20 protein-coding genes and 1 tRNA gene are annotated in these 24912 nt (G+C 62.2%); 14 read left to right on the forward strand and 7 right to left on the reverse strand.

Annotated features, from left to right (window positions below):
* Nucleotides 1-280: 280 nt before the first annotated feature.
* The 4 genes from arcA (at nucleotide 281) to AB5Y91_RS05940 (ending at nucleotide 5093) form a co-directional block, all read left to right on the forward strand.
* Nucleotides 281-1501 carry an arginine deiminase gene (arcA, locus tag AB5Y91_RS05925; protein WP_106885524.1) on the forward strand — a complete coding sequence of 407 codons (1221 nt, stop codon included), beginning with the start codon at nucleotides 281-283 and terminating at the stop codon, nucleotides 1499-1501.
* Nucleotides 1502-1563: 62 nt separating this feature from the next.
* Nucleotides 1564-2490 carry a carbamate kinase gene (gene arcC, locus AB5Y91_RS05930; RefSeq protein WP_168236010.1) on the forward strand — a complete coding sequence of 309 codons (927 nt, stop codon included), beginning with the start codon at nucleotides 1564-1566 and terminating at the stop codon, nucleotides 2488-2490.
* Nucleotides 2491-2560: 70 nt separating this feature from the next.
* Nucleotides 2561-3565, forward strand: coding sequence for an ornithine carbamoyltransferase (gene argF / locus AB5Y91_RS05935; RefSeq protein ID WP_042650576.1), 1005 nt, complete (start codon nucleotides 2561-2563; stop codon nucleotides 3563-3565).
* 121 nt (nucleotides 3566-3686) lie between these two features.
* Nucleotides 3687-5093 carry a YfcC family protein gene (locus tag AB5Y91_RS05940; RefSeq protein ID WP_025328664.1) on the forward strand — a complete coding sequence of 469 codons (1407 nt, stop codon included), beginning with the start codon at nucleotides 3687-3689 and terminating at the stop codon, nucleotides 5091-5093.
* Between the two features lie 112 nt (nucleotides 5094-5205).
* On the opposite strand, the gene AB5Y91_RS05945 is transcribed toward AB5Y91_RS05940, so the two are convergent.
* From AB5Y91_RS05945 to AB5Y91_RS05960, 4 genes are all read right to left on the reverse strand, one after another.
* Complete coding sequence (locus tag AB5Y91_RS05945) at nucleotides 5206-5697, reverse strand: arginine repressor (protein WP_005324454.1); 492 nt, start codon at nucleotides 5695-5697, stop codon at nucleotides 5206-5208.
* Nucleotides 5698-5897: 200 nt separating this feature from the next.
* Entirely contained in the window at nucleotides 5898-6362 is a 465-nt protein-coding gene (gene pyrI, locus AB5Y91_RS05950) for an aspartate carbamoyltransferase regulatory subunit (RefSeq protein WP_005324452.1), read from the reverse strand.
* A 17-nt stretch (nucleotides 6363-6379) separates the two neighbouring features.
* On the reverse strand, nucleotides 6380-7300 hold the full coding sequence (gene pyrB / locus AB5Y91_RS05955; RefSeq protein WP_005324450.1) for an aspartate carbamoyltransferase: 921 nt from the start codon (nucleotides 7298-7300) through the stop codon (nucleotides 6380-6382).
* Between the two features lie 232 nt (nucleotides 7301-7532).
* Nucleotides 7533-8117 carry a hypothetical protein gene (locus tag AB5Y91_RS05960; RefSeq protein WP_290030631.1) on the reverse strand — a complete coding sequence of 195 codons (585 nt, stop codon included), beginning with the start codon at nucleotides 8115-8117 and terminating at the stop codon, nucleotides 7533-7535.
* Nucleotides 8118-8319: 202 nt separating this feature from the next.
* Here AB5Y91_RS05960 and AB5Y91_RS05965 point away from each other — a divergent pair.
* Together AB5Y91_RS05965 and AB5Y91_RS05970 are read left to right on the forward strand one after the other, a co-directional pair.
* A tRNA-Trp gene (locus AB5Y91_RS05965) sits at nucleotides 8320-8396 on the forward strand.
* Nucleotides 8397-8773: 377 nt separating this feature from the next.
* Nucleotides 8774-10663 carry a methyl-accepting chemotaxis protein gene (locus tag AB5Y91_RS05970; RefSeq protein WP_368169285.1) on the forward strand — a complete coding sequence of 630 codons (1890 nt, stop codon included), beginning with the start codon at nucleotides 8774-8776 and terminating at the stop codon, nucleotides 10661-10663.
* A 275-nt stretch (nucleotides 10664-10938) separates the two neighbouring features.
* Here AB5Y91_RS05970 and AB5Y91_RS05975 read toward each other — a convergent pair whose 3' ends face one another.
* Nucleotides 10939-11466 (reverse strand): lipocalin family protein, encoded by a 528-nt coding sequence (locus tag AB5Y91_RS05975; protein ID WP_368169286.1) that lies wholly within the window; start codon nucleotides 11464-11466, stop codon nucleotides 10939-10941.
* Nucleotides 11467-11482: 16 nt separating this feature from the next.
* Nucleotides 11483-12385, reverse strand: coding sequence for an AraC family transcriptional regulator N-terminal domain-containing protein (locus AB5Y91_RS05980; protein ID WP_368169287.1), 903 nt, complete (start codon nucleotides 12383-12385; stop codon nucleotides 11483-11485).
* 144 nt (nucleotides 12386-12529) lie between these two features.
* On the opposite strand from AB5Y91_RS05980, the gene yqhD reads away from it, so the two are divergent.
* From yqhD to AB5Y91_RS06010, 6 genes are all read left to right on the forward strand, one after another.
* Complete coding sequence (gene yqhD / locus AB5Y91_RS05985) at nucleotides 12530-13693, forward strand: alcohol dehydrogenase (protein ID WP_111910889.1); 1164 nt, start codon at nucleotides 12530-12532, stop codon at nucleotides 13691-13693.
* A 506-nt stretch (nucleotides 13694-14199) separates the two neighbouring features.
* Nucleotides 14200-15726 carry a Re/Si-specific NAD(P)(+) transhydrogenase subunit alpha gene (gene pntA, locus AB5Y91_RS05990; RefSeq protein ID WP_106885533.1) on the forward strand — a complete coding sequence of 509 codons (1527 nt, stop codon included), beginning with the start codon at nucleotides 14200-14202 and terminating at the stop codon, nucleotides 15724-15726.
* Nucleotides 15727-15737: 11 nt separating this feature from the next.
* Nucleotides 15738-17222: a Re/Si-specific NAD(P)(+) transhydrogenase subunit beta gene (gene pntB, locus AB5Y91_RS05995; protein ID WP_106885534.1), complete on the forward strand. Its 1485-nt coding sequence runs from the start codon at nucleotides 15738-15740 to the stop codon at nucleotides 17220-17222.
* Between the two features lie 323 nt (nucleotides 17223-17545).
* Nucleotides 17546-18838: a serine dehydratase subunit alpha family protein gene (locus AB5Y91_RS06000; RefSeq protein ID WP_111910890.1), complete on the forward strand. Its 1293-nt coding sequence runs from the start codon at nucleotides 17546-17548 to the stop codon at nucleotides 18836-18838.
* A gap of 157 nt (nucleotides 18839-18995) precedes the next feature.
* On the forward strand, nucleotides 18996-20396 hold the full coding sequence (locus tag AB5Y91_RS06005; protein WP_368169288.1) for an L-cystine transporter: 1401 nt from the start codon (nucleotides 18996-18998) through the stop codon (nucleotides 20394-20396).
* 72 nt (nucleotides 20397-20468) lie between these two features.
* Nucleotides 20469-21797 carry a CoA-disulfide reductase gene (locus tag AB5Y91_RS06010; protein ID WP_368169289.1) on the forward strand — a complete coding sequence of 443 codons (1329 nt, stop codon included), beginning with the start codon at nucleotides 20469-20471 and terminating at the stop codon, nucleotides 21795-21797.
* Between the two features lie 115 nt (nucleotides 21798-21912).
* On the opposite strand, the gene AB5Y91_RS06015 is transcribed toward AB5Y91_RS06010, so the two are convergent.
* Entirely contained in the window at nucleotides 21913-22668 is a 756-nt protein-coding gene (locus tag AB5Y91_RS06015; protein WP_163137524.1) for an outer membrane protein assembly factor BamD, read from the reverse strand.
* Nucleotides 22669-22784: 116 nt separating this feature from the next.
* Here AB5Y91_RS06015 and rluD point away from each other — a divergent pair, with 116 nt between their 5' ends.
* Together rluD and pgeF are read left to right on the forward strand one after the other, a co-directional pair.
* The gene (gene rluD, locus AB5Y91_RS06020) at nucleotides 22785-23765 is read left to right on the forward strand and encodes a 23S rRNA pseudouridine(1911/1915/1917) synthase RluD (protein ID WP_005324417.1); all 981 of its coding nucleotides are present in this window, start codon (nucleotides 22785-22787) and stop codon (nucleotides 23763-23765) included.
* 109 nt (nucleotides 23766-23874) lie between these two features.
* Nucleotides 23875-24612, forward strand: a complete 738-nt coding sequence (pgeF, locus tag AB5Y91_RS06025; RefSeq protein WP_368169290.1) for a peptidoglycan editing factor PgeF — start codon at nucleotides 23875-23877, stop codon at nucleotides 24610-24612.
* Nucleotides 24613-24912: the final 300 nt, after the last annotated feature.

The raw sequence follows: 24912 nt of genomic DNA on the forward strand, positions 1-24912 counted from the left end.
TGCCCTTATTGCGTCGTTATGCGGCAGGCGTTAATGAGTAAATGTCATTTATGTAAACTCCATCATAAATTAACTCCTGATTTTATTCAGTCTCGAGTGAATGTGATCAATGTCTAAGTTTGTGGTGATTGCTAGTCCTAACCTCTGTCACGAAAGGCAAGGGCAGGATAGAACACAAGCCGAGTACCCTACATAAAGAATATCCCGCCTTAGCCACGAGCCAGAATAGAAGGAATCTATTCAATCACTCGCAGGGACCACTGCTAGACGGAATATAATCATGAGCAAATTTTATGTAGGTTCTGAAGTTGGCCAATTGCGCCGCGTCATGCTGCACCGCCCCAACCTCAGTCTGAAGCGCCTGACCCCTTCCAACTGCCAGGATCTGCTGTTCGACGATGTCCTGTCCGTTGAACGTGCCGGTCAGGAGCACGACAAATTCGCTCAGGTACTGCGCGATCAGAATGTCGAAGTCTTCCTGCTGACCAACCTGCTGGCCGAAACCCTGGATGTGCCGGAAGCCAAAGCCTGGCTGCTGCAACACCAGGTCTCCGATTATCGCCTCGGCACCGCACTGGCCAATGACGTGCGCTGCTTCCTGGCTGACATGCCGCACCGCGAGCTGGCCCGCATCCTCTCCGGTGGCCTGACCTACTCAGAGATGCCCTTCAGCGGCGTCAACATGGTAGTGGGCATGCACGCTCCGACCGACTTCATCATAGAGCCGCTGCCCAACCACCTCTTTACCCGTGATACCTCCTGCTGGGTTTACGGTGGCGTCTCCATCAACCCCATGGCCAAGGCCGCCCGTCGCCGCGAAACCAACCATGTGAAGGCCATCTACCGCTGGCACCCGCAGTTCGCCGGTCAGGACTTCATCAAGTACTTCGGTGACGAGGATCGTGACTACGACAACTCCACCATCGAAGGGGGGGATGTCCTGGTCATCGGCCGTGGCGCCGTGCTCATCGGCATGTCCGAGCGCACCACGCCGCAAGGGGTGGAACACCTGGCCCGCGGCCTGTTCAAGCACGGTCAGGCCAAACAGGTCATCGCCATGCAACTGCCGAAACACCGCAGCTGCATGCACCTGGATACCGTCATGACCCACATGGACATAGACACCTTCTCCGTCTATCCGGAGGTCATCCGCAAGGATGTGAATTGCTGGAGCCTGACTCCGGGCGGCGCCACCGGCATGAACATCAAGGAAGAGGGCTACTTCGTCACCGCCATCGAGAAGGCGCTGGGTGTGGATCAGCTCAAGCTCATCACCACAGGTGGTGACAGCTTCGAGGCCGAGCGCGAGCAGTGGAACGATGCCAACAACGTGCTGACGGTGCGTCCCGGCGTGGTGGTGGGTTATGAACGCAACACCTACACCAACGAGAAGTACGACAAGGCCGGCATCACAGTGCTGCCCATCCCGGGTGAAGAGCTGGGACGTGGTCGCGGCGGCGCCCGCTGCATGAGCTGCCCGATGGAACGTGACGGCATCTGACAAGACGGCGTGGCGCCGGCAGAGGCTGGCGCCACACACACCAAGACTCGAGAGTAACACTCATGAAAAAACCAACTGTCGTCGTCGCCCTGGGTGGCAATGCCCTGCTCCGTCGTGGCGAGCCCCTTGAAGCCGACATCCAGCGCAAGAACATAGCGACCGCCGCCAAGACCATCGCCCGGATCGCCGAGGAGTACAACGTGGTGCTGGTACACGGCAACGGCCCGCAAGTCGGCCTGCTGGCTCTGCAGAACAGCGCCTATACCAAGGTATCTCCCTATCCCCTGGATGTGCTGGGCGCCGAGTCCCAGGGCATGATCGGCTACATGCTGATCCAGGAGCTGAAAAACCTGATGCCGAGCCGCAACGTCACCGCGCTGCTGACCCAGGTGCAGGTCGATCCTGAGGATCCCGCCTTCGCCAATCCGACCAAGTTCATCGGCCCCGTCTATGAGGAAGCCGAAGCCCGCGCCCTGGCGGCCGAGAAGCAGTGGAGCGTCAAGGCCGACGGCAAGTTCTTCCGCCGCGTGGTGCCGTCCCCGCTGCCCCAGCGCATCGTCGAAGGCGACGCCATCGAAACCCTGATCGCCCAGGGCCACCTCATCATCTGTACCGGTGGTGGCGGCATTCCGGTGACCTGGGATGGCCAGTGCCTGACCGGCATCGAAGCGGTGATCGACAAAGACATGTCCGCCGCCTACCTGGCCAGACAGATCAAGGCCGATGCCCTGCTGATCCTGACCGACGCCGATGCCGTCTACCTGGATTGGGGCAAGCCGACCCAGCACCCGCTGCGGGTCACCAGCCCGGATGAACTGGCTGGCGTCAAGTTCGATGCCGGCTCCATGGGGCCCAAGGTCGAAGCCTCCTGCGAATTCGTCAAGGCAACCGGCGGCATGGTCGGGATCGGTTCCCTGGAAGATGGCCTCGCCATCCTCAAGGGGGAAGCTGGCACCAATATAGTCGCCACCCATACCGTGAATGCTTGAGTCGTTGAATCACTGCGTAGTTAACAACACTGCCCGAATTGGTCTGACACAAATATAGAGAGAACTCATCATGGCTTTTAATCTGCGTAACCGTAACTTCCTGAAACTGCTGGACTTCACCCCACGCGAAATCCAATACATGATCGACTTGGCCATCGACCTGAAAAAAGCCAAATACGGTGGCTATGAGCGCAAACACCTGACCGGCAAGAACATCGCCCTGATTTTCGAGAAGACTTCCACCCGTACCCGCTGTGCCTTTGAAGTGGCGGCCTTCGACCAGGGCGCCCAGGTCTCCTACCTCGGCCCAAGCGGTTCCCAGATCGGTCACAAGGAGTCCATGAAGGACACCGCCCGTGTACTGGGCCGCATGTATGACGGCATCGAATACCGTGGCTTCGGTCAGGAGATAGTCGAAGAGCTGGGCGCCCATGCCGGTGTACCGGTCTGGAACGGTCTGACCAACGAATTCCACCCGACCCAGATCCTGGCGGACTTCATGACCATGCTGGAGCACGGCAAGGGCAAGCGTCTGGATCAGATCAAGTTCGCCTACCTGGGTGATGCCCGCAACAACATGGGCAACTCCCTGATGGTCGGCGCCGCCAAGATGGGCATGGACATCCGCCTGGTTGCCCCCAAGGCCTTCTGGCCGGAAGAAGAGCTGGTCGCCAAGTGCCGCCAGATCGCCGAAGAAACCGGTGCGCGCATTCACCTGACCGAAGACGTGAAAGAGGGCGTGCTGGGTACCGACTTCCTCTACACCGACGTCTGGGTTTCCATGGGTGAAGCGAAGGAAGCCTGGGATCAACGGGTGAAACTGATGACCCCCTATCAGATCAACATGGACGTCATCAACGCCACCAAGAACCCGGATGTGAAGTTCATGCACTGCCTGCCGGCGTTCCACAACGATGAGACCACCATGGGCAAGGAAGTGGCTGACAAATATGGCATGAAGGGTCTGGAAGTGACCGAGGACGTGTTCGAATCCGAGCACAGCATAGTCTTCGACGAGGCCGAAAACCGGATGCACACCATCAAGGCAGTGATGGTGGCTACGCTGGGCGACTAAGGTCGCAGTAGTGGTGCCGGGGGGTGACCCCCGGCTTTTCGACCATGTGACGGCGGCATAACACCTCTAACCCTACGACCCGCAGATACATGGATACCGCACCACAGAAGGAAGCTGGACCATGACCAAATTCAAGTTCCCGTCAGCCTACACCATATTGTTTGTGCTGATCGCCCTGGTGGCCGCCCTGAGCTGGATAGTGCCGGCCGGCAAATACGACATGGTAATGAATGAAGCCCTCGGCAAGGAAGTGCCGGTGGCTGGCACCTACAAGCTGGTAGAGGCCAATCCCCAGGGCATCGTCGACGTGCTGCTGGCACCCATCGACGGTCTCTACAACCACGACACCTATGAGGCAGGCGCCATCGACGTCTCCCTCTTCATCCTGATCATCGGCGGCTTCCTTGGCATTGTGACCAAGACCGGCGCCATCGATGCCGGTATCGAGCGCGTCACCGATCGTCTGCGTGGCCGCGAGGAGTGGATGATCCCGATCCTGATGGCGCTGTTCGCCGCAGGGGGCACCATCTACGGCATGGCGGAAGAGTCGCTGCCCTTCTACACCCTGCTGGTGCCCGTGATGATGGCCGCCCGCTTCGACCCCGTGGTCGCCGCCGCGACAGTGTTGCTCGGCGCTGGTATAGGGACGCTGGGCTCCACCATCAACCCCTTCGCCACCGTGATTGCCGCCAACGCGGCCGGCATCTCCTTCACCGACGGCATCTGGCTGCGGGTCGCCATGCTGGTGGCCGGCTGGCTGCTGTGCGTGGCCTATGTGATGCGTTACGCCAAGATGGTGCGCAACGACCCCAGCAAGTCCCTGGTGGCCGACAAGTGGGATGAGAACCGTGCCCACTTCCTCGGCAACAAGAGCGACCAGATGCTGGAGTTCACCCTGACCCGCAAGATAGTGCTGGGTATCTTCGTCGCCGCCTTCGCCGTGATGATCTACGGGGTGGCCGTGCTCGGCTGGTGGATGGCGCAGATCTCCGGTGTCTTCCTGGCCGCCGCCATCATAGTCGGCCTCATCTCCCGCATGAGCGAGGAGGAGCTGACCTCCAACTTCATCGACGGTGCCCGTGACCTGCTCGGCGTGGCCCTCATCATAGGTATCGCCCGCGGTATAGTGGTGGTGATGGACAACGGCATGATCACCCACACCATATTGAACAGCGCGGAAGGCATAGTGACCGGCCTCTCCACAGTGGTGTTCATCAACGTGATGTTCGTGCTGGAAGTGGTGCTCTCCTTCCTGGTGCCGTCCTCCTCCGGTCTGGCGGTGCTGACCATGCCGATCATGGCGCCCCTTGCCGACTTCGCCAACGTGGGCCGCGAGCTGGTGGTGACCGCTTACCAATCCGCCTCCGGTCTGGTGAACCTGGTGACCCCGACCTCAGCCGTGGTCATGGGTGGCCTGGCCATCGCCAAGGTGCCTTATGTGCGCTGGCTGAAGTGGGTGGCACCGCTGCTCGGCATACTGACTGTGCTGATCGTGGTCTGCCTGAGCCTGGGGGCCCTGCTCTCATAAGGGATGACCAGCAAGACACAACGGGAGCCTGCGGGCTCCCGTTTTTTTATGGCCTAGATGACAGGCAATAAAAAGGCGACCCAGGGGTCGCCTTGCTGCATTCGGGGCTGGCTTAGCGCGCCTGCTCCAGGGTACGCACCACGGCGGCATGGGCCTGGCGGGTGCGACTGATGTGGCGCGGGGCTATCAGCACCACATCGTTGCCGGCGACGGCCCCCAGGATCTCGGGATCGGCGTGGCGATCCAGCAGGCGGGCCACCACGGTCGCGGCCCCCGGGGTGGTGTGTACCAGCACCATCTGCTGGTTGTGCACCACTGCGCGCACCATGTCGTGCACGGAGCGAGTGCTGCCGGCGGGTTCCAGCTGATCGTCCACCAGGGTGTAGACCTTCTTGCCATTGGCATTCTGGGCCTTGGCGACGCCGAGGCGGCGCAGCAGACGGGAGATGGTGGACTGGCTGATGTCGGCGAAGCCGCGCTCCGCCAGCTCGCGGCGGATCTCTTCCTGGGTGCTGTAGCAGTGCTGGCCGATGATCTGGCGGCAGGCATCGAGCTGGGCCAGGTCGGACTCCTGTTCCGGGGGGCGACTGAGGGTCTTGACCATGGCGACTTCCTTTGACGATGACAGATGGCTATGGCGCTCAGTCTGTCACGCCTGTTTTTCATAGCGAAAAACACTGATGACGAGCATTTCGGTAGGTGATGAGCGATGTCTAGCCGTTGCGAGATGGCAAATTATAACCAAAGGGGGAATAAGTGATGTGACAGGGGTCAAAAATGGGCCCCGCAGGGCCCGACAGAGTATCAATAGCGCTCGCTGACGATGTCCTGGGTGAAGGACTTCTCGCAGTATTTGCACTTCATGCGCACCGCGCCCTTCACTTCGCGCACCCGGAAATAGCTGTCCACCGGCTCGTTGTGGGAGATGCAGTTGGAGTTGGGGCAGTGGAACACCCCGGCGATGAACTCCGGCAGCTTCAGCTGGTGCTTCTTCACCACGGCGAAGTCTTCGATGATGTTTACGGTCGCGGTCGGGGCAAACAGCGCCAGCTGGTTGGCCTGCTGTTCGGTCAGGCGGGTGTTCTCGATCTTGATGAGATCCTTCTTGCCCAGGGCGCCGGATTTGAGGTTGAAGCCGACGGTGATCCGCTCCTGGGTCTCGATCAGCTGGAACAGCTTGAGGATCTTGATGCCCTGGCCGGCGGGGACGTGGTCGATGACGGAGCCGTGACGGATGGCTTCGACTTGCAGTTGGTTCTTCTCGGACATGATGTTCCCCTTTTCCCTTAGACGGTTTCGTTCAGTACCAGTGCCAGCAGCGCCTGGCGTGCATAGACCCCGTTTTCCGCCTGCTGGAAGTAGTAGGCGTGGGGGGTCTTGTCGACGGCGACCTCGATCTCGTCGACCCGGGGCAGGGGATGCAGGATCTTCATGGTGGGTTTGGCCCCTTCCAGGGTCGCCAGCTCCAGCACGAACTTGGCGGCCATGTGCTTGTATTCGGTCTCGTCGAAGCGCTCTTTCTGAACTCGGGTCATGTAGAGGATGTCGAGCTCCGGCATCACCTCTTCCATGGTCTCGTGGACGCTGAACTGAATGCCCTTCTCCTCCAGCTCTTCGCAGAGGTAGTCCGGCATCGCCAGGGCTTCCGGTGAGATGAAGAAGAAGCGGCAGTTGAACAGGCTCAGGGCCTGGGCCAGGGAGTGGACGGTGCGGCCGTACTTGAGGTCACCGACGAAGGCCACGTTGAGGCCGTCCAGCTTGCCCTGGGTCTCGTGGATGGAGAAGAGGTCGAGCAGGGTCTGGGTCGGATGCTGGTTGGAGCCGTCACCGCCGTTGATGACAGGCACCCGGGAGAACTCGGAGGCCAGACGGGCGGCGCCCTCCTTCGGGTGGCGCATCACCACCGCATCGGCATAGGAGCCGATGATCTTGATGGAGTCGGCCAGGGTCTCGCCCTTCTTGGCGCTGGTGTTGCCGCCGTCGGCGAAGCCGATGATGTTGCCGCCGAGGCGCTGTACCGCGGTCTCGAAGGAGAGACGGGTGCGGGTAGAGGCCTCGAAGAAGCAGCTGGCGACCAGCTTGTCTTTCAGCAGGCGGGTGTCGGGTTCGGCCTTCAACCGCTGAGCGGTGGCGACCACCAGTTCCATGTCGGACCGGGTCAGGTCCGAGATGGAGATGACGTGTTTGTTATAGAGTGGATTGGTCATCGTCTGCATTCCCTTTGACATCAATGAAGGTTTTTCTGGCACAAAAAAAAGCCCCTGAAACAGGGGCTCTTTTTAAAAACAACTGGGGATCTGTGGGTCGGAAACCGGAAACAACGGGGCCGCTCTGGTGCGCTCCACCCGTCTGCAAGGCTGCTTTTTTCATCAAAAACGGCATCGTCCTGTCCCGACCTTTTTCAAAACCGGACAGATTATAGGGCTGGTTTTTGAATTGTCAAAAATTTATTTCAGAGGCAGGATTTGCCGGTAAAAACGTTTGAGTGTCGCGAACGGGTCGACAAATCCAGACCTGGTGCTCACTCTGCAACGGCAGGCCATCTTCGGCCATGCTGCGCAGATAGCCGAGTCGGTGGTGCCCCTCCAGCAGGCAATATGGCTGCGGCAGGGGTTGGCCGTCCGGATAATGGCCGCCGGGCTCGGGGGCGAGCACTATGATGGGCTCTGACCAGGTGCCCCGGCTCAGCATGTCCTCGCCGAGCCAGGAGCGGCGCACATAGCGGTTGCTGCGCAGCATCTCGCCCCAGCGCTCGATCACCTCCATATGGCGGGAGCCTATCTGGCTCACGACCTTGGCCGTGTCCCAGGCTTCGCACTCGAAGTGGTGGCGGGCGAGGTCGATAAAGCTCCAGTTGGACTCAAAACCGCGCCAATGGCGGTAAATCCATTGCGTCAGCACATTTTGGGGAATGAAAGGCACCAGGGGAGAGACCCGCTCGAGATAGTCTGGTAGGGACTCGGTTTTGCGCTCATCCCGGAAGTTGAGGGGCGCAAGTTGTTGAAGCAGGCGGTAATTGAGCATGAACGACCTCCCTGTAGCTGGTTTCACCCTACCCCCATTTATGCCCCATTCCTACCCCGGCGGGACTGCAAATACAGCAAGTTACCCCGGCTGGTTGCGGGAATTGCCGCGATTTGCTCGTGAATTGTTCGATCGCATCGAAAGTGAGAAAAAAAGCCTTTACCTTTGATCCCGGCTTTGTATAATTCGCCTCGTTTGTTGCAGGGGCGTAGTTCCAATTGGTAGAACAGCGGTCTCCAAAACCGATGGTTGCGGGTTCGAGTCCTGCCGCCCCTGCCATTTTCAGAAAGGCCAGCTCATTGAGCTGGCCTTTCGCATTTCTGCGATCCCTGAACCCTTCTGCTGCGCCGCTCGCCAGCGACCCCTGACGCGCTTCGCGCGACTCACTTCTCTTGTCCTTGCCTATCCGCCCCTTGGGTTCGCTCACCCTCGCTGGTCGCCCTGGCGCCATGTCGTTGCTGACACTGGTGCCGCCTGCGGGCGGCCTCTGGATGTCGGTGCCCGGCGGCTGAGGTCGCGGCGACATGCACAGCATCTTCAGCTGTTGATAAAGAAGAAATTAAAAGGATTCACTAAAGTCCAGTGGTGCTGCCGCCGATATCACCTACCAATATGGGGGTATTCCTGGCCTCCTGTCACCACAAGGATTTGTAGTCATGACACTCTCGTTGCGCGGCAAGCTGCTCGCGACCAGCCTGGGGGTAGTGCTGCTGATGGCTGCCCTGCTCGGCATAGTCGCCTTCCACACCCTCAAATCACGGACCCTGAGCGCCATCCAGAGCGAGGCGGTCAACTATGGTCACGCCCACTCGGTGGCCATCGGCAACTGGATGGCGGATCGCAAGCACGCGGTCGATGCCCTGGCCGCCGTCATTGCCGACAATCCCGAGGCGACCCTGGTGCCGCATCTGCTGCAGACCCGCACCTCCGGCGGCTTCGGCCTCACCTATTTCGGCTCGGCACAAGGGGCCATGACCCGTCACGATCCCTCCCTCAACACCGCCAACTACGATCCCCGGGTGCGCCCCTGGTATCAGAGCGCCAGCAAGGCGGGCAAGCTGATCGTCACCGCGCCCTACGTCAGCGTGACCATGCAGCAGATGGTGGTGACCCTGGCGGAGCCGGTGAGTCATCAGGGCCAGGTGATCGGGGTGGCCGGGGCGGATCTCTCCCTGGATGCCCTGATCGACGAGGTGCTGGCCATGAAGGTGCAGGGGGAGGGCTACGCCATGCTGCTGGACAGCTCCGGCCTCATCGTCGGTCACCCGCAGAAGGAGCTGGCCCTGAAACAAGTGGCCGAGCTGGCCCCCGGCCTCACGGGGGCTACCCTCGATGGCTGGAGCCGGGACGGCGAGCTGCACATCGCCACCATAGCGGGGCGTGAGGTGCTGCTGTCGGTGCAGGGGGTGCCAGGCACCGACTGGCTGCTGGCCATGGTGATGTACAAGGATGTGCTGGAAGCGCCCTTCGCCAGCCTGCTGTGGCAGCTGGTGGGGCTGACCCTGGTGCTGCTGCTGGTGTTCAGCGCCCTGCTCATCGCCATGTTCAACTACCTCTTTGCCGATCTTGGCCGGGTCTCCAAGGCTCTGGCCGACATAGCCCACGGCGAGGGGGATCTCACCGTGCAGATCGCGGCCCACAGCAAGGACGAGGTGGGGCTGCTGGCCCAGAACTTCAACCTGTTCGTGGCCCGGCTGCACGGCATCGTCAGCCGGTTGCGGGATGTCACCGTCGAACTGGCGGCCCAGTCGCGGACCCAGGCGGCGGGGGCAGAGGCTCGCAGCCAGCGGGTGCGCGAGCAGCAGGACGAGATCGTCATGGTGGCGACCGCGGTGACCGAGATGGCGTCTGCCACCCAGGAGATCGCCGGCAACGCCGAGTTTGCTGCCACCACCTCCGGCGATGCGGTCAGGCTGGCCGTGGCCGGTCAGTCCCAGGTCGGCCAGAGCCAGCGCAGCATCAGCGGCCTGGCAGGGGAGGTGGCCGACGCCAGCCAGACCATTCATGAGCTGGATGGTCATGCCCAGAAGATCAGCGGCATCCTGGCGACCATCAGCGGCATCGCCGAGCAGACCAACCTGCTGGCACTGAACGCCGCCATCGAGGCGGCCCGGGCCGGGGAGCAGGGGCGCGGCTTCGCCGTGGTAGCGGACGAGGTGAGAGTGCTGTCGCGCCGCACCCACGACTCCACCGCCGAGATCCAGCAGATGATCGAGGCCCTGCAGCAGACCACGCGCCGGGCCGTGGGGGGCATGGAGACCAGCCGCCAGCTGGCGGGCACCAGCGTGGAGGATGCGGAGGCCGCCAACCAGAGCCTGGCGCGGATCAACGAGGCCATAGGCGCCATCAGCGACATGGCGACCCAGATAGCGGCGGCGGCGGAGGAGCAAACCTCGGTCACCGGCGAGATCAGCCGTAACACCGAGAACATCCGCCATGTCTCCCAGACGCTGGCGGCGCAGGCGAAGGAGGAGGCCGCCCAGGCCGCCGAGCTCAAGTCCCTGACCGAGCGGCTGGAGCAGGAGATAGGCCGCTTCCGGCTCTAGGCAGAGCCCCTGATGTGACAAAGGCGACCCGGGGTCGCCTTTATTCATGCTGTGTATGGATGTTTTGCCACCATGCACCCGCTGAATAATGCCGAACTCTGGACTCGAAACCGGACCGGTCAGGGGCTCAGAGCGGCTTGATCTAGCCGTAGGAGTCGATGTCCCGCTGGTCGCCGTGCCCCTCGTAGAGGGCCTGGGCCCCCTGATTGTCGGTGGCTGTGCTCAGCATCAGGGGGCGACCCGGGGAATGTCCGGCGGGGTGGCCTGGAAGATCTTCAAGGCGTGTTCCCGGCCTGCTCCTGGCTGACCCAGATAAGCTGGTCGGTGGCAAAGCCCAGCCCCCTCGCCTTGGCGATCAGCGCATCCACCTTGGCCTTGGGCGGCTGGGGGGCGCGGGAGAGGATCCACAGATAGTCGTGGTTGTAGCTGGTCACCAGGGAGAGCTGGTAGTCGGGGTCCAGATCGATGACGTTGTAGCCGCCGTAGAAGGGGCCGAAGAAGCTCACCTTGAGCCGCGCCTCGGTAGGCTTGTCCACGAAGTAGGCCTTGCCTTCGGCCTCGCGCCAGCTGCCATCGCTCTGCAGGCCGCGGTTGAGCACCTTGACGCCGCCGTCGTCACGCAGGCTGTAGGTGGCGCTCACCCGCTCCAGCCCCCGCTCGAAGCTGTGGTCGAGACGGGCGATTTCGTACCAGGTGCCGAGGTAGCGATCGAGCTGGAAGCCGGTGACGGGGCGGATGCCGTCGGCGAGGCCGGTGCAGGCCGTCAGTAGCCAGGCGGTGAGCAGACAAAGCAGTGAACGCATGGGGGATCCCTCTCTTTTAGCCTTCGATGATGTGCAACTGGCCTTCCCGGAAGCGGGAGGCCTGATCCGTCGGCGTGCTGCCGAAGAAGCGCTTGTACTCCCGGCTGAACTGGGAGTTGCTCTCGTAGCCTACCTTGGCCGCCGCCGCCCCCGCCTTGATGCCGTCGTGCAGCATCATCATGCGCGCCTTGTGCAGGCGAAACGACTTGATGTACTGCAGGGGCGAGGTGGCGGTGACCGCCTTGAAGTGGTGGTGGAAGGCGGAGACGCTCATGTTTACCTCCCGGGCCAGCTCCTCCATGGTCAGGGTGTCGGCGTAGCGCGCCTCTATCATACGCAGCACCCGGGCTATCTGGCCCACATGGTTGTGACGATTGGCCAGCGCCTGCAGCGCCGGGCCACCCCCTTCGTGCAGGGCGTAGAACAGCATCTCCCGCACCGTCTGCGGCCCCAGCACCCGGGCGTGGTGGGGCTTGTCCATCAGATCGATCAATCGCTCGGCGGCACAGAACATTTCTTCGGACAGGGGGACAGAGTGCACACCGCTTTTTTGCATAGCCGGGGCGGGCAGGGCATCCCCCAGCTCCAGCAGCAGTTCTTGCAGGGTGGCGACGTTGATCTCCAGGGAGAAGCCGATGAGGGGCTGCTCGGGGGAGGCGAAGCACTCGCACTCGCAGGGCAGCGGCAGTGTCATCAGCAGGTAGTGGCTGGGGTCGTAGCGAAACACCTGATCCGCCAGATAGCCCACCTTGTGTCCCTGCAGTATGACGATCATCCGGGGCTGGTAGAGCACGGGCGTGCGGCCGTGATACTCGGTGGTGTAGATGAGGTTCACCTGATCCACCGGGGAGGGGGTGATACCCGGGGTGGTGACGTGGCGGGCCAGCCTGGCGGCGAGATCGGCGTAACGGTTGGACATGGTCGCTCCGGGTGGATTCTGATGATTTGTAGAAATAGGCAAGCAATGTGCAGAATGTTGCCTTGATGGTAGAGGTTGCCTGTAGAAAAATGCAATCAACATTTTGCGGCCAGGCCGCCGGACCATCAGAAGAAGGCAATGTCGATGAACAACTTTACTCTCCATACCCCCACCAAGGTGCTGTTCGGCAAGGGCCAGGTGGCCCAGCTGCGCGGCCAGATCCCGGCCGACGCCCGTGTCCTCATCACCTACGGTGGCGGCAGCGTGGTGCGTAGCGGCCTGCTGGCGCAGATCCGCAGCGAACTGGCGGGCCTGACCCTGTTCGAGTTCGGCGGCATAGAGCCCAACCCGGCTTACGAGACCCTGATGGGGGCGGTCGAGCTGGCCCGTGCCGAGCAGATCGATTTCCTGCTCGCCGTCGGCGGTGGCTCGGTGCTCGATGGCACCAAGTTTATCGCCGCTGCCGCTCACTACGATCTGGCCAAAGAGCCCTGGCACATCCTCGAGACGGTCGGTGGCGAGGTGGCTTCCGCCATTCCCCTCGGCGCCGTGCTGACCCTGCCGGCCACCGGCTCCGAGATGAACATGGGGGCCGTCATCACCCGCAGGAGCAGCGGTGACAAGCAGCACTTCTTCTCGCCGTTTGTGATGCCGCGCTTCGCCGTGCTGGATCCGGTGCTCACCTACACACTGCCGGCCCGCCAGGTGGCGAACGGCGTGGTGGATGCCTTCATCCACACCCTGGAGCAGTACCTCACCTACCCGGTCAACGCCAAGGTGCAGGATCGCTTCGCCGAAGGCCTGCTGCTGACCCTGGCTGAAGAGGGCCCCAAGGCGCTGGTGGAGCCGGAAAATTACGAGGTGCGCGCCAACATCATGTGGAGTGCCACCATGGCGCTCAACGGCCTGATCGGAGCCGGCGTGCCCCAGGACTGGGCCACCCACATGCTGGGCCACGAGCTGACCGCCCTGCACGGCCTCGACCACGCCCAGACCCTGGCGGTGGTGCTGCCCGCCCTGCTTGACGCCAAGCGTGAACAGAAGCACGCCAAGCTGCTGCAATACGCCGAGCGGGTCTGGGATCTGCGCAGCGGCAGCGAAGAAGAGCGCATCGACGGCGCCATCAAAGCCACCCGCGACTTCTTCGAGCGGATGGGGGTCAAAACCCGGCTGCGGGACTACGGCCTGGCCGATGCCAATATCGACACCCTGCTGGCCAAGCTCGAAGAGCACGGCATGACGGCGCTCGGGGAACACGGCGACATCGACCTGGTGCAGAGCCGGCATATTTATGAAGCCGCCTGGTAAGAGGCGAGAGACCAGCTCCGGCCTTGTCCGGGGTTGAATCAGGGGGCCCGCTCCCGCCTTATGGCGGCGGCGCGGCCCCCGAGTCGTTACAAAACGGTTACTTTTTCCCCTTTCATCTCATCAGATGAGCCAACGGCAGATTTCATAAGAACAAAAAACGCTAAGGTAGAGGCTCGGCAAAACATTTTTTTTGACTGGTTGGATCACTTTTTTCAGCGCATTTTGCTGGTATAAGCCCCTAATTTGGTTTGTTTTTTTTAATCATGGTCCGGGATGGGCTGAATTCTGTACCCGCCCGCTCGGGGTCGTGGTTGTAATAAAACTCCAAAATTTGATACTAATCACCTTCGCGCCTGAAAAGCGGGGGCCTGACCATGACAGGAGGTTGAGGTAAAGCCTGCTGATTTTCATAACAAAGGGCCCGTGACCTGCACTTTGATCATGCCTTGTCCCCTCAGACATGAGAGACTGGGCAGTGATTGTTTATTAACCATCAGGGAATAGTCATGCAGATTGGAATACCGAGAGAGAGTCTCGCCGGTGAGACCCGGGTCGCAGCGACCCCGGCCACCGTCGAGCAGCTGAAAAAGCTCGGCTTCGAGGTCGCCATCGAGGCCGGTGCCGGCCAGCTGGCCAGCTTCGATGATGCCGCCTTCGAGGCTGCCGGTGCCAGCGTGGTGCCGAGCGTCTGGCAAGCCGACCTTATCTTCAAGGTCAACGCGCCGACCGATGCCGAGATCGCACAAATTAAGGATGGTGCCACCCTGGTGAGCTTCATCTGGCCTGCCCAGAACCCCGAGCTGGTCAAGAAGCTGTCCGAGCGCAACATCAATGTGATGGCGATGGACATGGTGCCGCGGATCTCCCGTGCCCAGTCCCTCGATGCCCTCTCCTCCATGGCCAACATAGGTGGCTATCGCGCCGTGGTCGAAGCCGCCCACCAGTTCGGTCGCTTCTTCACCGGTCAGATCACCGCCGCCGGCAAGGTACCGCCCGCCAAGGTATTGGTGATAGGCGCCGGTGTGGCCGGTCTGGCCGCCATCGGGACCGCCGGTTCCCTCGGCGCCATAGTGCGTGCATTCGACACCCGTCTGGAAGTCGCCGAGCAGATCGAATCCATGGGGGGTGAATTCCTCAAGCTGGACTTCGGTAGCGAAGACGGTGCCTCCAGCGACGGTTATGCCAAGGTCATGTCCGATGAGTTCATCAAGGCCGAGATGGAGCTGTTTGCCCAGCAGGCCAAGGAAGTGGACATCATCATCACCACCGCCCTGATCCCCGGTCGTCCGGCGCCCAAGCTGATCACCAAGGAGATGGTCGACAGCATGAAGCCGGGTTCCGTCATCGTGGATCTGGCTGCCGCCACCGGTGGCAACTGCGAGTACACCAAGCCGACCGAACTGTTCGTCACCCCGAACGGCGTCAAGGTGATAGGTTACACCGATCTGCCGGGTCGTCTGCCCGCCCAATCCTCCCAGCTCTACGGTACCAACCTGGTCAACCTGATGAAGCTGATGTGCAAGGAGAAGGACGGCAACGTCGCCATCGACTTCGAAGACGTGGTTCAGCGCAACATGACGGTGATCCAGGCCGGTGAAGTGACCTTCCCGCCCCCCGCCATCTCCGTCTCTGCCGCGCCGCAGAAGCCGGCCGCCAAGGTTGCGCCGAAGAAGGCCGAAGAGAAGAAACCGTCCAACAAGAAGTTCGTGTTCGGTGCCCTCGGCATCGCCGCCTTCGGTTGGGTCGCGGCGGTGGCACCTGCCGCCTTCCTCTCCCACTTCACCGTCTTCATCCTGGCCTGCGTGGTCGGTTACTACGTGGTGTGGAACGTCTCTCACGCCCTGCACACGCCGCTGATGTCGGTCACCAATGCCATCTCCGGTATTATCGTGGTCGGTGCCCTGCTGCAGATTGGGCAAGGGTCGACCCTGGTCACCGTATTGGCCTTTATCGCCGTGCTGATTGCCAGTATCAACATCTTCGGTGGCTTCACCGTCACTCAGCGCATGCTGAAGATGTTCCGTAAGGATTAAGGGGGTTTAACGTGTCTCAAGGACTGGTAACAGCATCCTATATCGTTGCCGCCGTGCTCTTCATCCTCAGTCTCGCGGGACTGTCGAAGCAAGAAACGGCCAAGCATGGCAACCTGTTCGGTATCGCGGGGATGGCCATCGCCCTGCTCGCCACCGTCTTCAACCCGGAAACCAGTGGCGTGCACTGGATTGTCCTGGCCATGGTCATCGGCGGCGCCATCGGCGTGCGCCTGGCGCTCAAGGTCGAGATGACAGAGATGCCCGAGCTGGTGGCCGTGCTGCACAGCTTCGTGGGCATGGCGGCGGTGCTGGTGGGCTTCAACAGCTTCATCGACTTGCACCCCTCCGCACCCGCGGAGGTCGTCGTCTCCGTCGGCTCCAACCTGGATGCGACCCTGGCTGCTGCCCGGGCGGCGTTCGAGCAGGCGGCCAGCGTCGCCCAGGTCGAGCACCTCTCCGGCGCCATGCTGAACATCCACCTGGTGGAAGTCTTCCTGGGCGTCTTCATCGGTGCCGTGACCTTCACCGGTTCAGTCGTGGCGTTCGGCAAGCTGCGTGGCCTCATCTCTTCCAAGCCGCTGCAACTGCCCCATCGTCACAAGCTGAACCTGCTGGCCGTGGTGGTTTCGCTGGCGCTGATGATCCACTTCGTCAACGCCGGTGGCTCCACCTTCGCCCTGCTGGTGATGACCCTGATCGCCTTCGCCTTCGGCTGGCACCTGGTGGCCTCCATCGGCGGCGCCGACATGCCGGTGGTGGTCTCCATGCTGAACTCCTACTCAGGTTGGGCAGCGGCGGCGGCGGGCTTCATGCTCTCCAACGACCTGCTGATCGTGGTGGGTGCCCTGGTGGGTTCCTCCGGTGCCATCCTCTCTTACATCATGTGTAAGGCGATGAACCGCTCCTTCATCTCCGTCATCGCCGGTGGCTTCGGCTCCGACGGTGTGGCCTCCACGGCCGATCAGGAGATGGGCGAATACCGCGAGACCAACGCCGAAGATGTGGCCGACATGCTGAAGAACGCCAGCTCCGTCATCATCACCCCGGGCTACGGCATGGCGGTGGCGCAGGCCCAGTACCCGGTTGCCGAGATCACCCACAAGCTGCGCGAGCGCGGCGTCAAGGTGCGCTTCGGTATCCACCCGGTTGCCGGTCGTCTGCCTGGTCACATGAACGTGCTGCTGGCGGAAGCCAAGGTCCCCTACGACATAGTTCTGGAAATGGACGAGATCAACGAGGACTTCAGCGATACCGACGTGGTGCTGGTGATAGGTGCGAACGACACCGTCAACCCGGCCGCCATGGAAGATCCGGGCAGCCCCATCGCCGGCATGCCGGTGCTGGAAGTGTGGAAGGCGCAGAACGTCATCGGCTTCAAGCGCTCCATGAACACTGGCTACGCCGGTGTCCAGAACCCGCTGTTCTTCAAGGAGAACACCCAGATGCTGTTTGGCGATGCCAAGGCCAGCGTCGAGGCCATCCTGAAGGCGCTCTAAGCGTCGATGGGATGAGACAAGAGGAGGCTTCGGCCTCCTTTTTTATTGCCCGCTTTTCACGGGGCGCGGGCAAGACATTGATGGCAAAGGGCCCTGGCCGGGAGGGGAGATCTGCTACCGGCGGAAGGGCAGCAATCCGGTGACGTTGCCCTCGCTGGAAGGCATAATGGCGGCAAAAGGCGAGGGGGCTCAATTTTATTTGAGACTCGCGCCACTAGAATCAAATAAAGTGACATGGACGGGGTGGCCCGGCGGGCGGCCCTCCAGATAGCACCCATACCCCCATATGATGCCTGCGGCACAGTGAACCAGAGAAACCACAGATGAAAGCACAATGGACCGACTTTATTACTCTGCTCAAGCGTGAAGTGGTGCCGGCCCTGGGCTGCACCGAACCCATGTCGGTGGCGCTGGCCGCCGCCAACTGCCGCAAGCTGCTGGGGCAGGATCCGACCCGCATCAGCGTCTGGGTCAGCGGCAATCTGTTCAAGAATGGCATGGGGGTCGGGGTACCCGGCACCGGCATGATAGGCCTGCCGGTCGCCGCCGCCGTCGGCATCACGGGGGGCAACCCGGATGCGGGGCTGGAGGTGCTCAAGACCCTGACCCCGGAGCAGGTGGACGCCGCCAAGGCGCTGCTGCCCATCATCAAGGTGGACGTGAAGGACGTGCCTGACGTGCTCTACGCCGAGGTGCTGGCCGAGGCCGACGGTCACAGCGCCCGTGTGGTGATCTGCACGGATCACACTCGCATAGTGCTGCTGGAGAAGGATGGCGAGGTGTTGATGGAGCAGGACAGTGCCCCCGGGGTGCAGATCCAGCCCGCGAAATCCGATAAGCCCGCCATGACGCTGCGGGAGATAGTGGCGTTCGCCCTGGAGGCGCCACTGGCCGAGCTCGACTTCATCCGCGAGGCCGCCACCATGAACCAGGCGCTGGCGGATGAGGGGCTGCAGGGCTATGGCCTGCGTATCGGCAAGATCCTCACCGAGCAGGTGGAGCGCAAGCTGCTCTCGGACGATCTGATGACCTTGGCCATGCGCCTCTCTTCTGCCGCGTCGGACGCGCGGATGGACGGCGCCATGCTGCCCGCCATGTCCAACTCGGGCTCGGGCAACCAGGGCATAGCCGCCACCATGCCGGTGGTCGCCGCCGCCCGCTTCCTCAAGGCCGATGACGAGCAGCTGACCCGGGCACTGGTGATGAGCCACCTGGTGGCCATCTACATCAAGGCCTACCAGAACAAGCTGTCGGCCCTGTGCGCCGCCAGTACCGCCGCCATGGGCTCGGGCGCCGCCATCACCTGGCTGCTGGGCGGCCAGTTCGAGCAGATCAGCCACTGCATCAACAACATGATTGGCGACGTCTCCGGCATCATCTGCGACGGTGCCGGCAGCGCCTGCTCCATGAAGGTGTCCACCTCCACCTCGGCGGCGGTCAAGTCGTCGCTGATGGCCATCAACAACCTGCACGTGCCCCAGAGCGAGGGCATAGTCTCCGACGATGTGGACCAGACCATAGCGAACCTGGGCCGTCTCTCGAAACAGGGGATGCTGGACACCGACATAGAGATCATCAACATCATGCGGGCCAAGCAACAAGGCAAGGCTGGCTGATGAGTGGGGGCGGCACTGGCCGCCCCCGGTTTTTACAGAGATTGACGTCACCCCGAACGGGGGGCGTGCCGCCACGATGCGGCCAGTTTCGGGGCGAGGCGCAGGGTGCGCCCGTCCATCCATCTCGGGCCTCGCCCGTTTATTTTTGGGGAATATCATGACTCTTAGCGTTATCGGTAATCTGACCATCCTGGTCATGTTGCTGCTGTTTCTCTACCGCTTGCAGCAGACCCACGTCAGCTTCACCCGCCGGGTCTTCTCGGGGCTGGGGCTCGGGGTCCTGTTCGGCTGGGCCTTGCAACTGCTGTACGGCGTCGGCTCCGAGGTGCTGGTCCAGACCGGCGACTACCTGGATCTGGTCGGCAGCGGCTACGTGAAGCTGCTGCAGATGATCATCATCCCGCTGATCATGGTCTCCATCATAGGTGCCATCCTCAAGCTGAGCGGCGGCACGGCGCTCGGCAAGATCAGCGCCCTGACCATAGGGGTGCTGATCTTCACCACCATGATCGCCGCCGGGGCGGGCATACTGATGTCCAACCTGTTCGGCCTGAGTGCCGAGGGGCTGGTTGCCGGCGCCGCCGAGACGGCCCGTGGCGCGGCCCTGCAGACCAGCCTCGGCAGCGTCGAGAGCATGTCCCTCCCCAAGATGGTGCTGGAGTTCATCCCGGCCAACCCCTTCCTCGACATGACGGGGGCACGCAAGACCTCCACCATAGCCGTGGTGATCTTCTCCATCTTCATCGGCCTGTCCGCCACCGGCATCGCCCGCAAGCAGCCCGAGATCTTCGCCAGCTTCGAGCGCTTCATGCAGGTGGCCCACGCCATCGTCATGCGGATGGTGACCCTGGTGCTGCGCCTCACCCCCTATGGCGTGCTGGCGCTGATGGCCAAGGTGGTGTCCGGCTCCAACTACGCGGACATCATCAACCTGCTGAACTTCGTGCTGGCCTCTTACGGCGCCATCGCCATCATGTTCCTGGTGCACCTGCTGCTGGTGAGCCTGGTGGGCATCAACCCGCTGCGCTTCCTGAAGAAGATCATGCCGGTGCTGGCCTTCGCCTTCACCTCGCGCACCAGTGCGGGCTCCATCCCGATGAACGTGCAGACCCAGACCCGGGCGCTCGGCATTCCGGCGGGCATAGCCAACTTCGCCGCCTCCTTCGGCGCCACCATAGGCCAGAACGGCTGCGCCGGCATCTACCCGGCCATGCTGGCGGTGATGATAGCCCCGACCGTGGGGGTCGATCCCCTGGATCCCGGCTTCATCATGACGCTTATCGCCATCATCACAGTCAGCTCCTTCGGGGTGGCCGGTGTGGGGGGCGGCGCCACCTTCGCGGCGCTGATCGTGCTCTCCGCCCTGGACTTCCCGGTGGCCCTGGCGGGGCTGCTCATCTCCATCGAGCCCCTCATCGACATGGGCCGCACCGCCCTCAACGTCTCAGGATCCATTACGGCCGGCACCCTCACCAGCCGCCTGATGGGGCAGACCGACATGGCGGTCTTCAACGGCGATGCCGAGGTCAGCCTGGACGGGGAAGAGTCCGCGGTCTGACCGGATCTTATCTTCTGATTTGTTTATGAAAAGGGGAGGCGAGGCCTCCCCTGTCGTGACTGGAGTCAAGCTATGCGTATTGTGATCATCGGTGGCGAAGCCGCCGGCATGAGTGCGGCGGCCAAGGCGCGCCGTCTGGCCAAGGATGCCGAGATTGTGGTCTATGAGGCCTCCGAGGTGATCTCCTTCGGGGCCTGCGGTCTGCCCTACTTCGTGGGGGACGACTTCCAGGAGCCGGGCTACATGGCCGAGTTCACCCCGGAGCAGTTCGCCGCCAAGGGGATAGAGGTGAAGATTGGCCACAGGGTACTGAGCCTGGACGCGACTGCCCAGACCCTGCGGGTGGAACACAAGGGGGACAGCTTCACCGATAGCTACGATCGGCTGATGATAGCCACAGGTGCCCGCGAACAGATGCCCCCCATCCCCGGCTTGCAGCAGCAAGGGGTGTTCGGCCTGCGTCGTATGAGCGATGGACTGGCACTGAAGGCAGCGGTGCAGGATCCGCGCAACAAGAAGGCGGTGGTGATCGGCTCCGGCTTTATCGGGCTGGAGGTGGTCGAGGCCCTGGTCCATCAGGGCAAGGAGGTACGCCTCATCGAGTTGGCGGACAGGGTCATCCCCGATGCCTTCGACTCGGAGATCACCCAGCACATCGAGACCGAGCTGCGCGAGCAGAGGGTCTCTCTGCATCTGGGGGAGCGCGTCCAAGCCTTGCTGGGGGAGGGCCGGGTGACCGGCGTGCGCACCGACCAGGGTGAGTACCAGGCCGATATAGTGGTGGTCTGCACCGGGGTCAGGCCCAACACCGAGTTCCTGGCCGACACCGGCATAGAGCGGCTCGGCAATGGCGCCATCAAGGTCGACCGTCAGGGCCGCAGCTCGTTGCCCAACGTCTGGTCGGCGGGGGACTGTGCCAGCGTCTGGCACAGCGTCAAGCAGCAGCAGGTCTATGTGCCGCTCGCCACCATAGCCAACAAGCTGGGGCGCATGGTGGGGGAGAACCTGGCCGGCGCTGGCCAGGAGTTTCCGGGCACGCTGGGCTCGGCGGCGCTCAAGGTGCTGGGGCTGGAGGCGGGTCGCACCGGGCTTTCTGAGAAAGAGGCCCAACAATTGGGCATCGACTACCGCACCGTGGTGATCAAGGACAAGTGTCACACCAACTACTGCCCGGGCCAGTCAGACATCCACGTCAAGCTGGTCTATGAGGCGGGCAGCAAGCGGCTGCTGGGGGGCCAGATCCTGGGTCGCAAGGGGGCGGTACACCGCATCGATGCCCTGGCGGTGGCCATCACCATGGGGGTGACCACGGATCAGCTCGGCATGCTGGACTTCGCCTATGCGCCGCCCTTCTCCCGCACCTGGGATGTGCTCAACGTGGCGGGCAATGTAGCCAAGTAGCTGAATGAAGATGACGGCGCATGCAGGGCGCCGTCGTGGGAGGTGCACTCTGCGCGGAGATTGCAGCCATAAAAAAACCGATGCCTTGGCATCGGTTTTTTTGTTCCCGTCATGCTCAGCCGCGGCCGAGGCGATTGTCCGGGTAGTTCTTGGCCAGCACTTCGCGGGCGTGGCGGGCCAGGGTCGGCATCTTCAGGGTATCGTAGGCGTTGACCATGATCTCCAGTGCCTTCTCTGTCTCGACAGTGTCGGGATAGGTCTCGACCACCAGCTTGGCGCGGTTGGCGGCGGCGATCAGGGCATCACGCTTCACGTAATACTCGGCCACCCCCAGATCGTAGCGGGCGAGGCGGGTCTTCAGACCGACCATGCGGGCACGGGCATCGGCCGCGTAGCTGCTGTTGGGGTAGCTCTGCAGCAGGGTCTTGAAGTCCTGGAAGGCCTGACGGGCGTAGGAGGGGTCCTTGTCGTCCCGATCTATGCCCAGGAAGTCCTGGAAGAAGTTGTAATCCGCCGCCATGTTGGTCAGACCGCGCATGTAGAACACGTAATCGATGTTCTTGTGCGCCGGGTTGAGGCGGATGAAGCGGTCGATATTGGCGATCGCCTGGGCGGTATCATCCTGCTTGTAGTAGGCGTAGATGAGATCGAGCTGCACCTGGTTGGAGTAGGCGCCGAACGGGTAACGAGAGTCCAGCGCTTCCAGCAACTCGATGGCATTCAGGTAGTTGCCTGTGTCCAGTTTGAGACGGGCTTTCTGGTACAGAACTTCCGGCGGTTCGTCGGGAACCTTGGGTTTGGTGCTGGAACAGCCAGTGATCAGCGTAGCGACCAAGGCGAGCGACATCAGCAGGCGAGACTTCTTTCCCATCAACAACATCCGGTCCATTTCCACGAAATTGGCAAAGTATCCGTTATGCTTGGCTAAAAGAAAAGCTAGAATACCCGGATTATTTCGAATTGATACCCCCGCTCAAGAGACCATACATGAGCCAGCATATTGAACTGACAGGCGAATTTCAGGATCACCAATTCGGGCAGCGACTCGACCAGGCCCTGGCCGAATTGTTTCCAGACTACTCCAGAACCCGCATCAAGGAGTGGATTTTACAGGACAGAGTGACCCTGGACGGTCAGGTTGCCAATACCCCGCGCGAGAAAGTGGTGGCCGGGCAGCAGGTACATGTAGATGTCGAGTTGGAAGATGACACCCGCTGGGATGCCCAGAACATCGACCTCAACATCGTCTATGAAGATGAACACATTCTGGTGATCGACAAGCCGGCCGGCCTGGTGGTTCACCCGGGCGCCGGCACGCCGGATGGCACCATACTCAACGCCCTGCTGCACCGTTACCCCGGCATCGCCGAGGTACCCCGTGCCGGCATAGTGCACCGTCTGGATAAGGACACCACAGGTCTGATGGTGGTTGCCAAGACGATCCCGGCCCAGACCCATCTGGTGGAGGCGCTGCAGGCGCGTCAGATCACCCGTGAGTACGAGGCCGTCGCCATAGGTCACATGACCGCAGGCGGTACCGTGGATGCCCCCATCGGCCGTCACCCGACCCAGCGTACCCATATGGCTGTGGTGCCCAATGGCCGTCCTTCCGTGACCCACTACCGGGTGCACGAGAAGTTCCGTGGCCACACCCGTCTGCGTCTGCGTCTGGAAACCGGCCGTACCCACCAGATCCGTGTCCACATGGCTCACATCAAGCATCCGCTGGTGGGTGATCCCGCTTACGGTGGCCGTCTGCGCCTGCTGCGCAACGCGACCCCGGAGCTGACCCTGGCCCTGCGCAACTTCAACCGCCAGGCGCTGCACGCCACCATGCTGAAGCTGGCTCACCCCATCACCGGCGAAGTCATGGAGTGGCACTCTGCCACGCCGCAAGACATGCTGGATCTGATGGAAGTGCTGCGGGCTGATACCCTGGCCAACCCGGACGATTTGGTCTGGAGCTGATGCAATAGGGCCTGCGTCGGTTTCTGCCGCCGTCCGGCCCCAAGAGATGCCAAACGGGGTTCCCTTTCAGGAGCCCCGTTTTTATATCCGTGAATGGAAGGAGTCACAGATGAACTGGATTGAACCCGACTGGCCCGCTCCTGGCAATGTCAGGGTCCTGTCGACCACCCGGGATGGTGGCCTGAGCGAAGGGGTCTTCGCCGGTCTCAACCTGGGGGCCCACGTGGGGGACGAGCCGGCACGGGTCGAGGCCAACCGTGCCCGCCTGCAGCAGGCGGCGCAGATCCCCGGGCCCCTCAACTGGCTCAACCAGGTGCACGGCACCGCAGTCCACAGGGTCGGCAGCGACTATGAAAGGGCGCCGGACGCCGATGCGGCCTGCGCCCAGCAAGCCGGGCAGGCCTGCATAGTGATGACAGCCGACTGCCTGCCGGTGCTGTTTTGCGACCGGGCCGGCACAGTGGTGGCGGCCGCTCACGCCGGTTGGCGTGGGCTCCATGGAGGGGTACTGGAAGCCAGCATCGCCGCCATGGGCTGCGAGCCGGGGGAGATCCTGACCTGGCTCGGTCCGGCGATAGGCCCCACGGCGTTCGAAGTGGGTGGTGAGGTGCGCGAGGCCTTTATGGCGGAGCAGGCCGAAGCCGAATCCGCTTTCGTACCTTCAGTCAGCGAGGGGAAATGGCTGGCGGATATCTACCGGCTGGCCCGGCTGCGACTGGCTCGCGCCGGTGTGAACGCTGTCTATGGCGGCGAATTCTGCACCTTCAGCGACGGCGATCAGTTCTACTCTTATCGCCGCGACGGCCAGACCGGCCGGATGGCATCGCTGATCTGGCTGGCAGAGTAATTGTCTCTGGGGACTGCCTCCCGTGCAGAGCGCAGTTCTACTGCCCATGTCGCCGCGACGGCCAGACCGGCCGCATGGCCACCCTTATCTGGCTGGCCCGCTAAGCGCTGGTCAAGCACCCGCCCCGCTCCTCTCACGATCAAATCCGCGTGGAAGGGGCGGGGATCCGACCCCCTCCCCGTTTTGCAGAAAAAATAACCAGCCTCAACCCTTGAAATAACCCGTACGGGCCTCATTTACCTTGTCAGAAGATCATGTTGTTTGCCGCGCAAGCGGCGTGTCTGTTTCAAAGGGGGAGTG

The organism is Aeromonas sp. R4-3, from assembly GCF_040908275.1.
Lineage (GTDB): Bacteria > Pseudomonadota > Gammaproteobacteria > Enterobacterales > Aeromonadaceae > Aeromonas > Aeromonas rivipollensis.

Bases quoted from the DNA above. Each gene is read 5' to 3' on its own strand.
- arcA (WP_106885524.1), top strand. From the start codon at position 281: ATGAGCAAATTTTATGTAGGTTCTGAAGTTGGCCAATTGCGCCGCGTC.
- arcC (WP_168236010.1), top strand. From the start codon at position 1,564: ATGAAAAAACCAACTGTCGTCGTCGCCCTGGGTGGCAATGCCCTGCTC.
- argF (WP_042650576.1), top strand. From the start codon at position 2,561: ATGGCTTTTAATCTGCGTAACCGTAACTTCCTGAAACTGCTGGACTTC.
- AB5Y91_RS05940 (WP_025328664.1), top strand. From the start codon at position 3,687: ATGACCAAATTCAAGTTCCCGTCAGCCTACACCATATTGTTTGTGCTG.
- AB5Y91_RS05945 (WP_005324454.1), bottom strand. From the start codon at position 5,697: ATGGTCAAGACCCTCAGTCGCCCCCCGGAACAGGAGTCCGACCTGGCC.
- pyrI (WP_005324452.1), bottom strand. From the start codon at position 6,362: ATGTCCGAGAAGAACCAACTGCAAGTCGAAGCCATCCGTCACGGCTCC.
- pyrB (WP_005324450.1), bottom strand. From the start codon at position 7,300: ATGACCAATCCACTCTATAACAAACACGTCATCTCCATCTCGGACCTG.
- AB5Y91_RS05960 (WP_290030631.1), bottom strand. From the start codon at position 8,117: ATGCTCAATTACCGCCTGCTTCAACAACTTGCGCCCCTCAACTTCCGG.
- AB5Y91_RS05970 (WP_368169285.1), top strand. From the start codon at position 8,774: ATGACACTCTCGTTGCGCGGCAAGCTGCTCGCGACCAGCCTGGGGGTA.
- AB5Y91_RS05975 (WP_368169286.1), bottom strand. From the start codon at position 11,466: ATGCGTTCACTGCTTTGTCTGCTCACCGCCTGGCTACTGACGGCCTGC.
- AB5Y91_RS05980 (WP_368169287.1), bottom strand. From the start codon at position 12,385: ATGTCCAACCGTTACGCCGATCTCGCCGCCAGGCTGGCCCGCCACGTC.
- yqhD (WP_111910889.1), top strand. From the start codon at position 12,530: ATGAACAACTTTACTCTCCATACCCCCACCAAGGTGCTGTTCGGCAAG.
- pntA (WP_106885533.1), top strand. From the start codon at position 14,200: ATGCAGATTGGAATACCGAGAGAGAGTCTCGCCGGTGAGACCCGGGTC.
- AB5Y91_RS06000 (WP_111910890.1), top strand. From the start codon at position 17,546: ATGAAAGCACAATGGACCGACTTTATTACTCTGCTCAAGCGTGAAGTG.
- AB5Y91_RS06005 (WP_368169288.1), top strand. From the start codon at position 18,996: ATGACTCTTAGCGTTATCGGTAATCTGACCATCCTGGTCATGTTGCTG.
- AB5Y91_RS06010 (WP_368169289.1), top strand. From the start codon at position 20,469: ATGCGTATTGTGATCATCGGTGGCGAAGCCGCCGGCATGAGTGCGGCG.
- AB5Y91_RS06015 (WP_163137524.1), bottom strand. From the start codon at position 22,668: ATGGGAAAGAAGTCTCGCCTGCTGATGTCGCTCGCCTTGGTCGCTACG.
- rluD (WP_005324417.1), top strand. From the start codon at position 22,785: ATGAGCCAGCATATTGAACTGACAGGCGAATTTCAGGATCACCAATTC.
- pgeF (WP_368169290.1), top strand. From the start codon at position 23,875: ATGAACTGGATTGAACCCGACTGGCCCGCTCCTGGCAATGTCAGGGTC.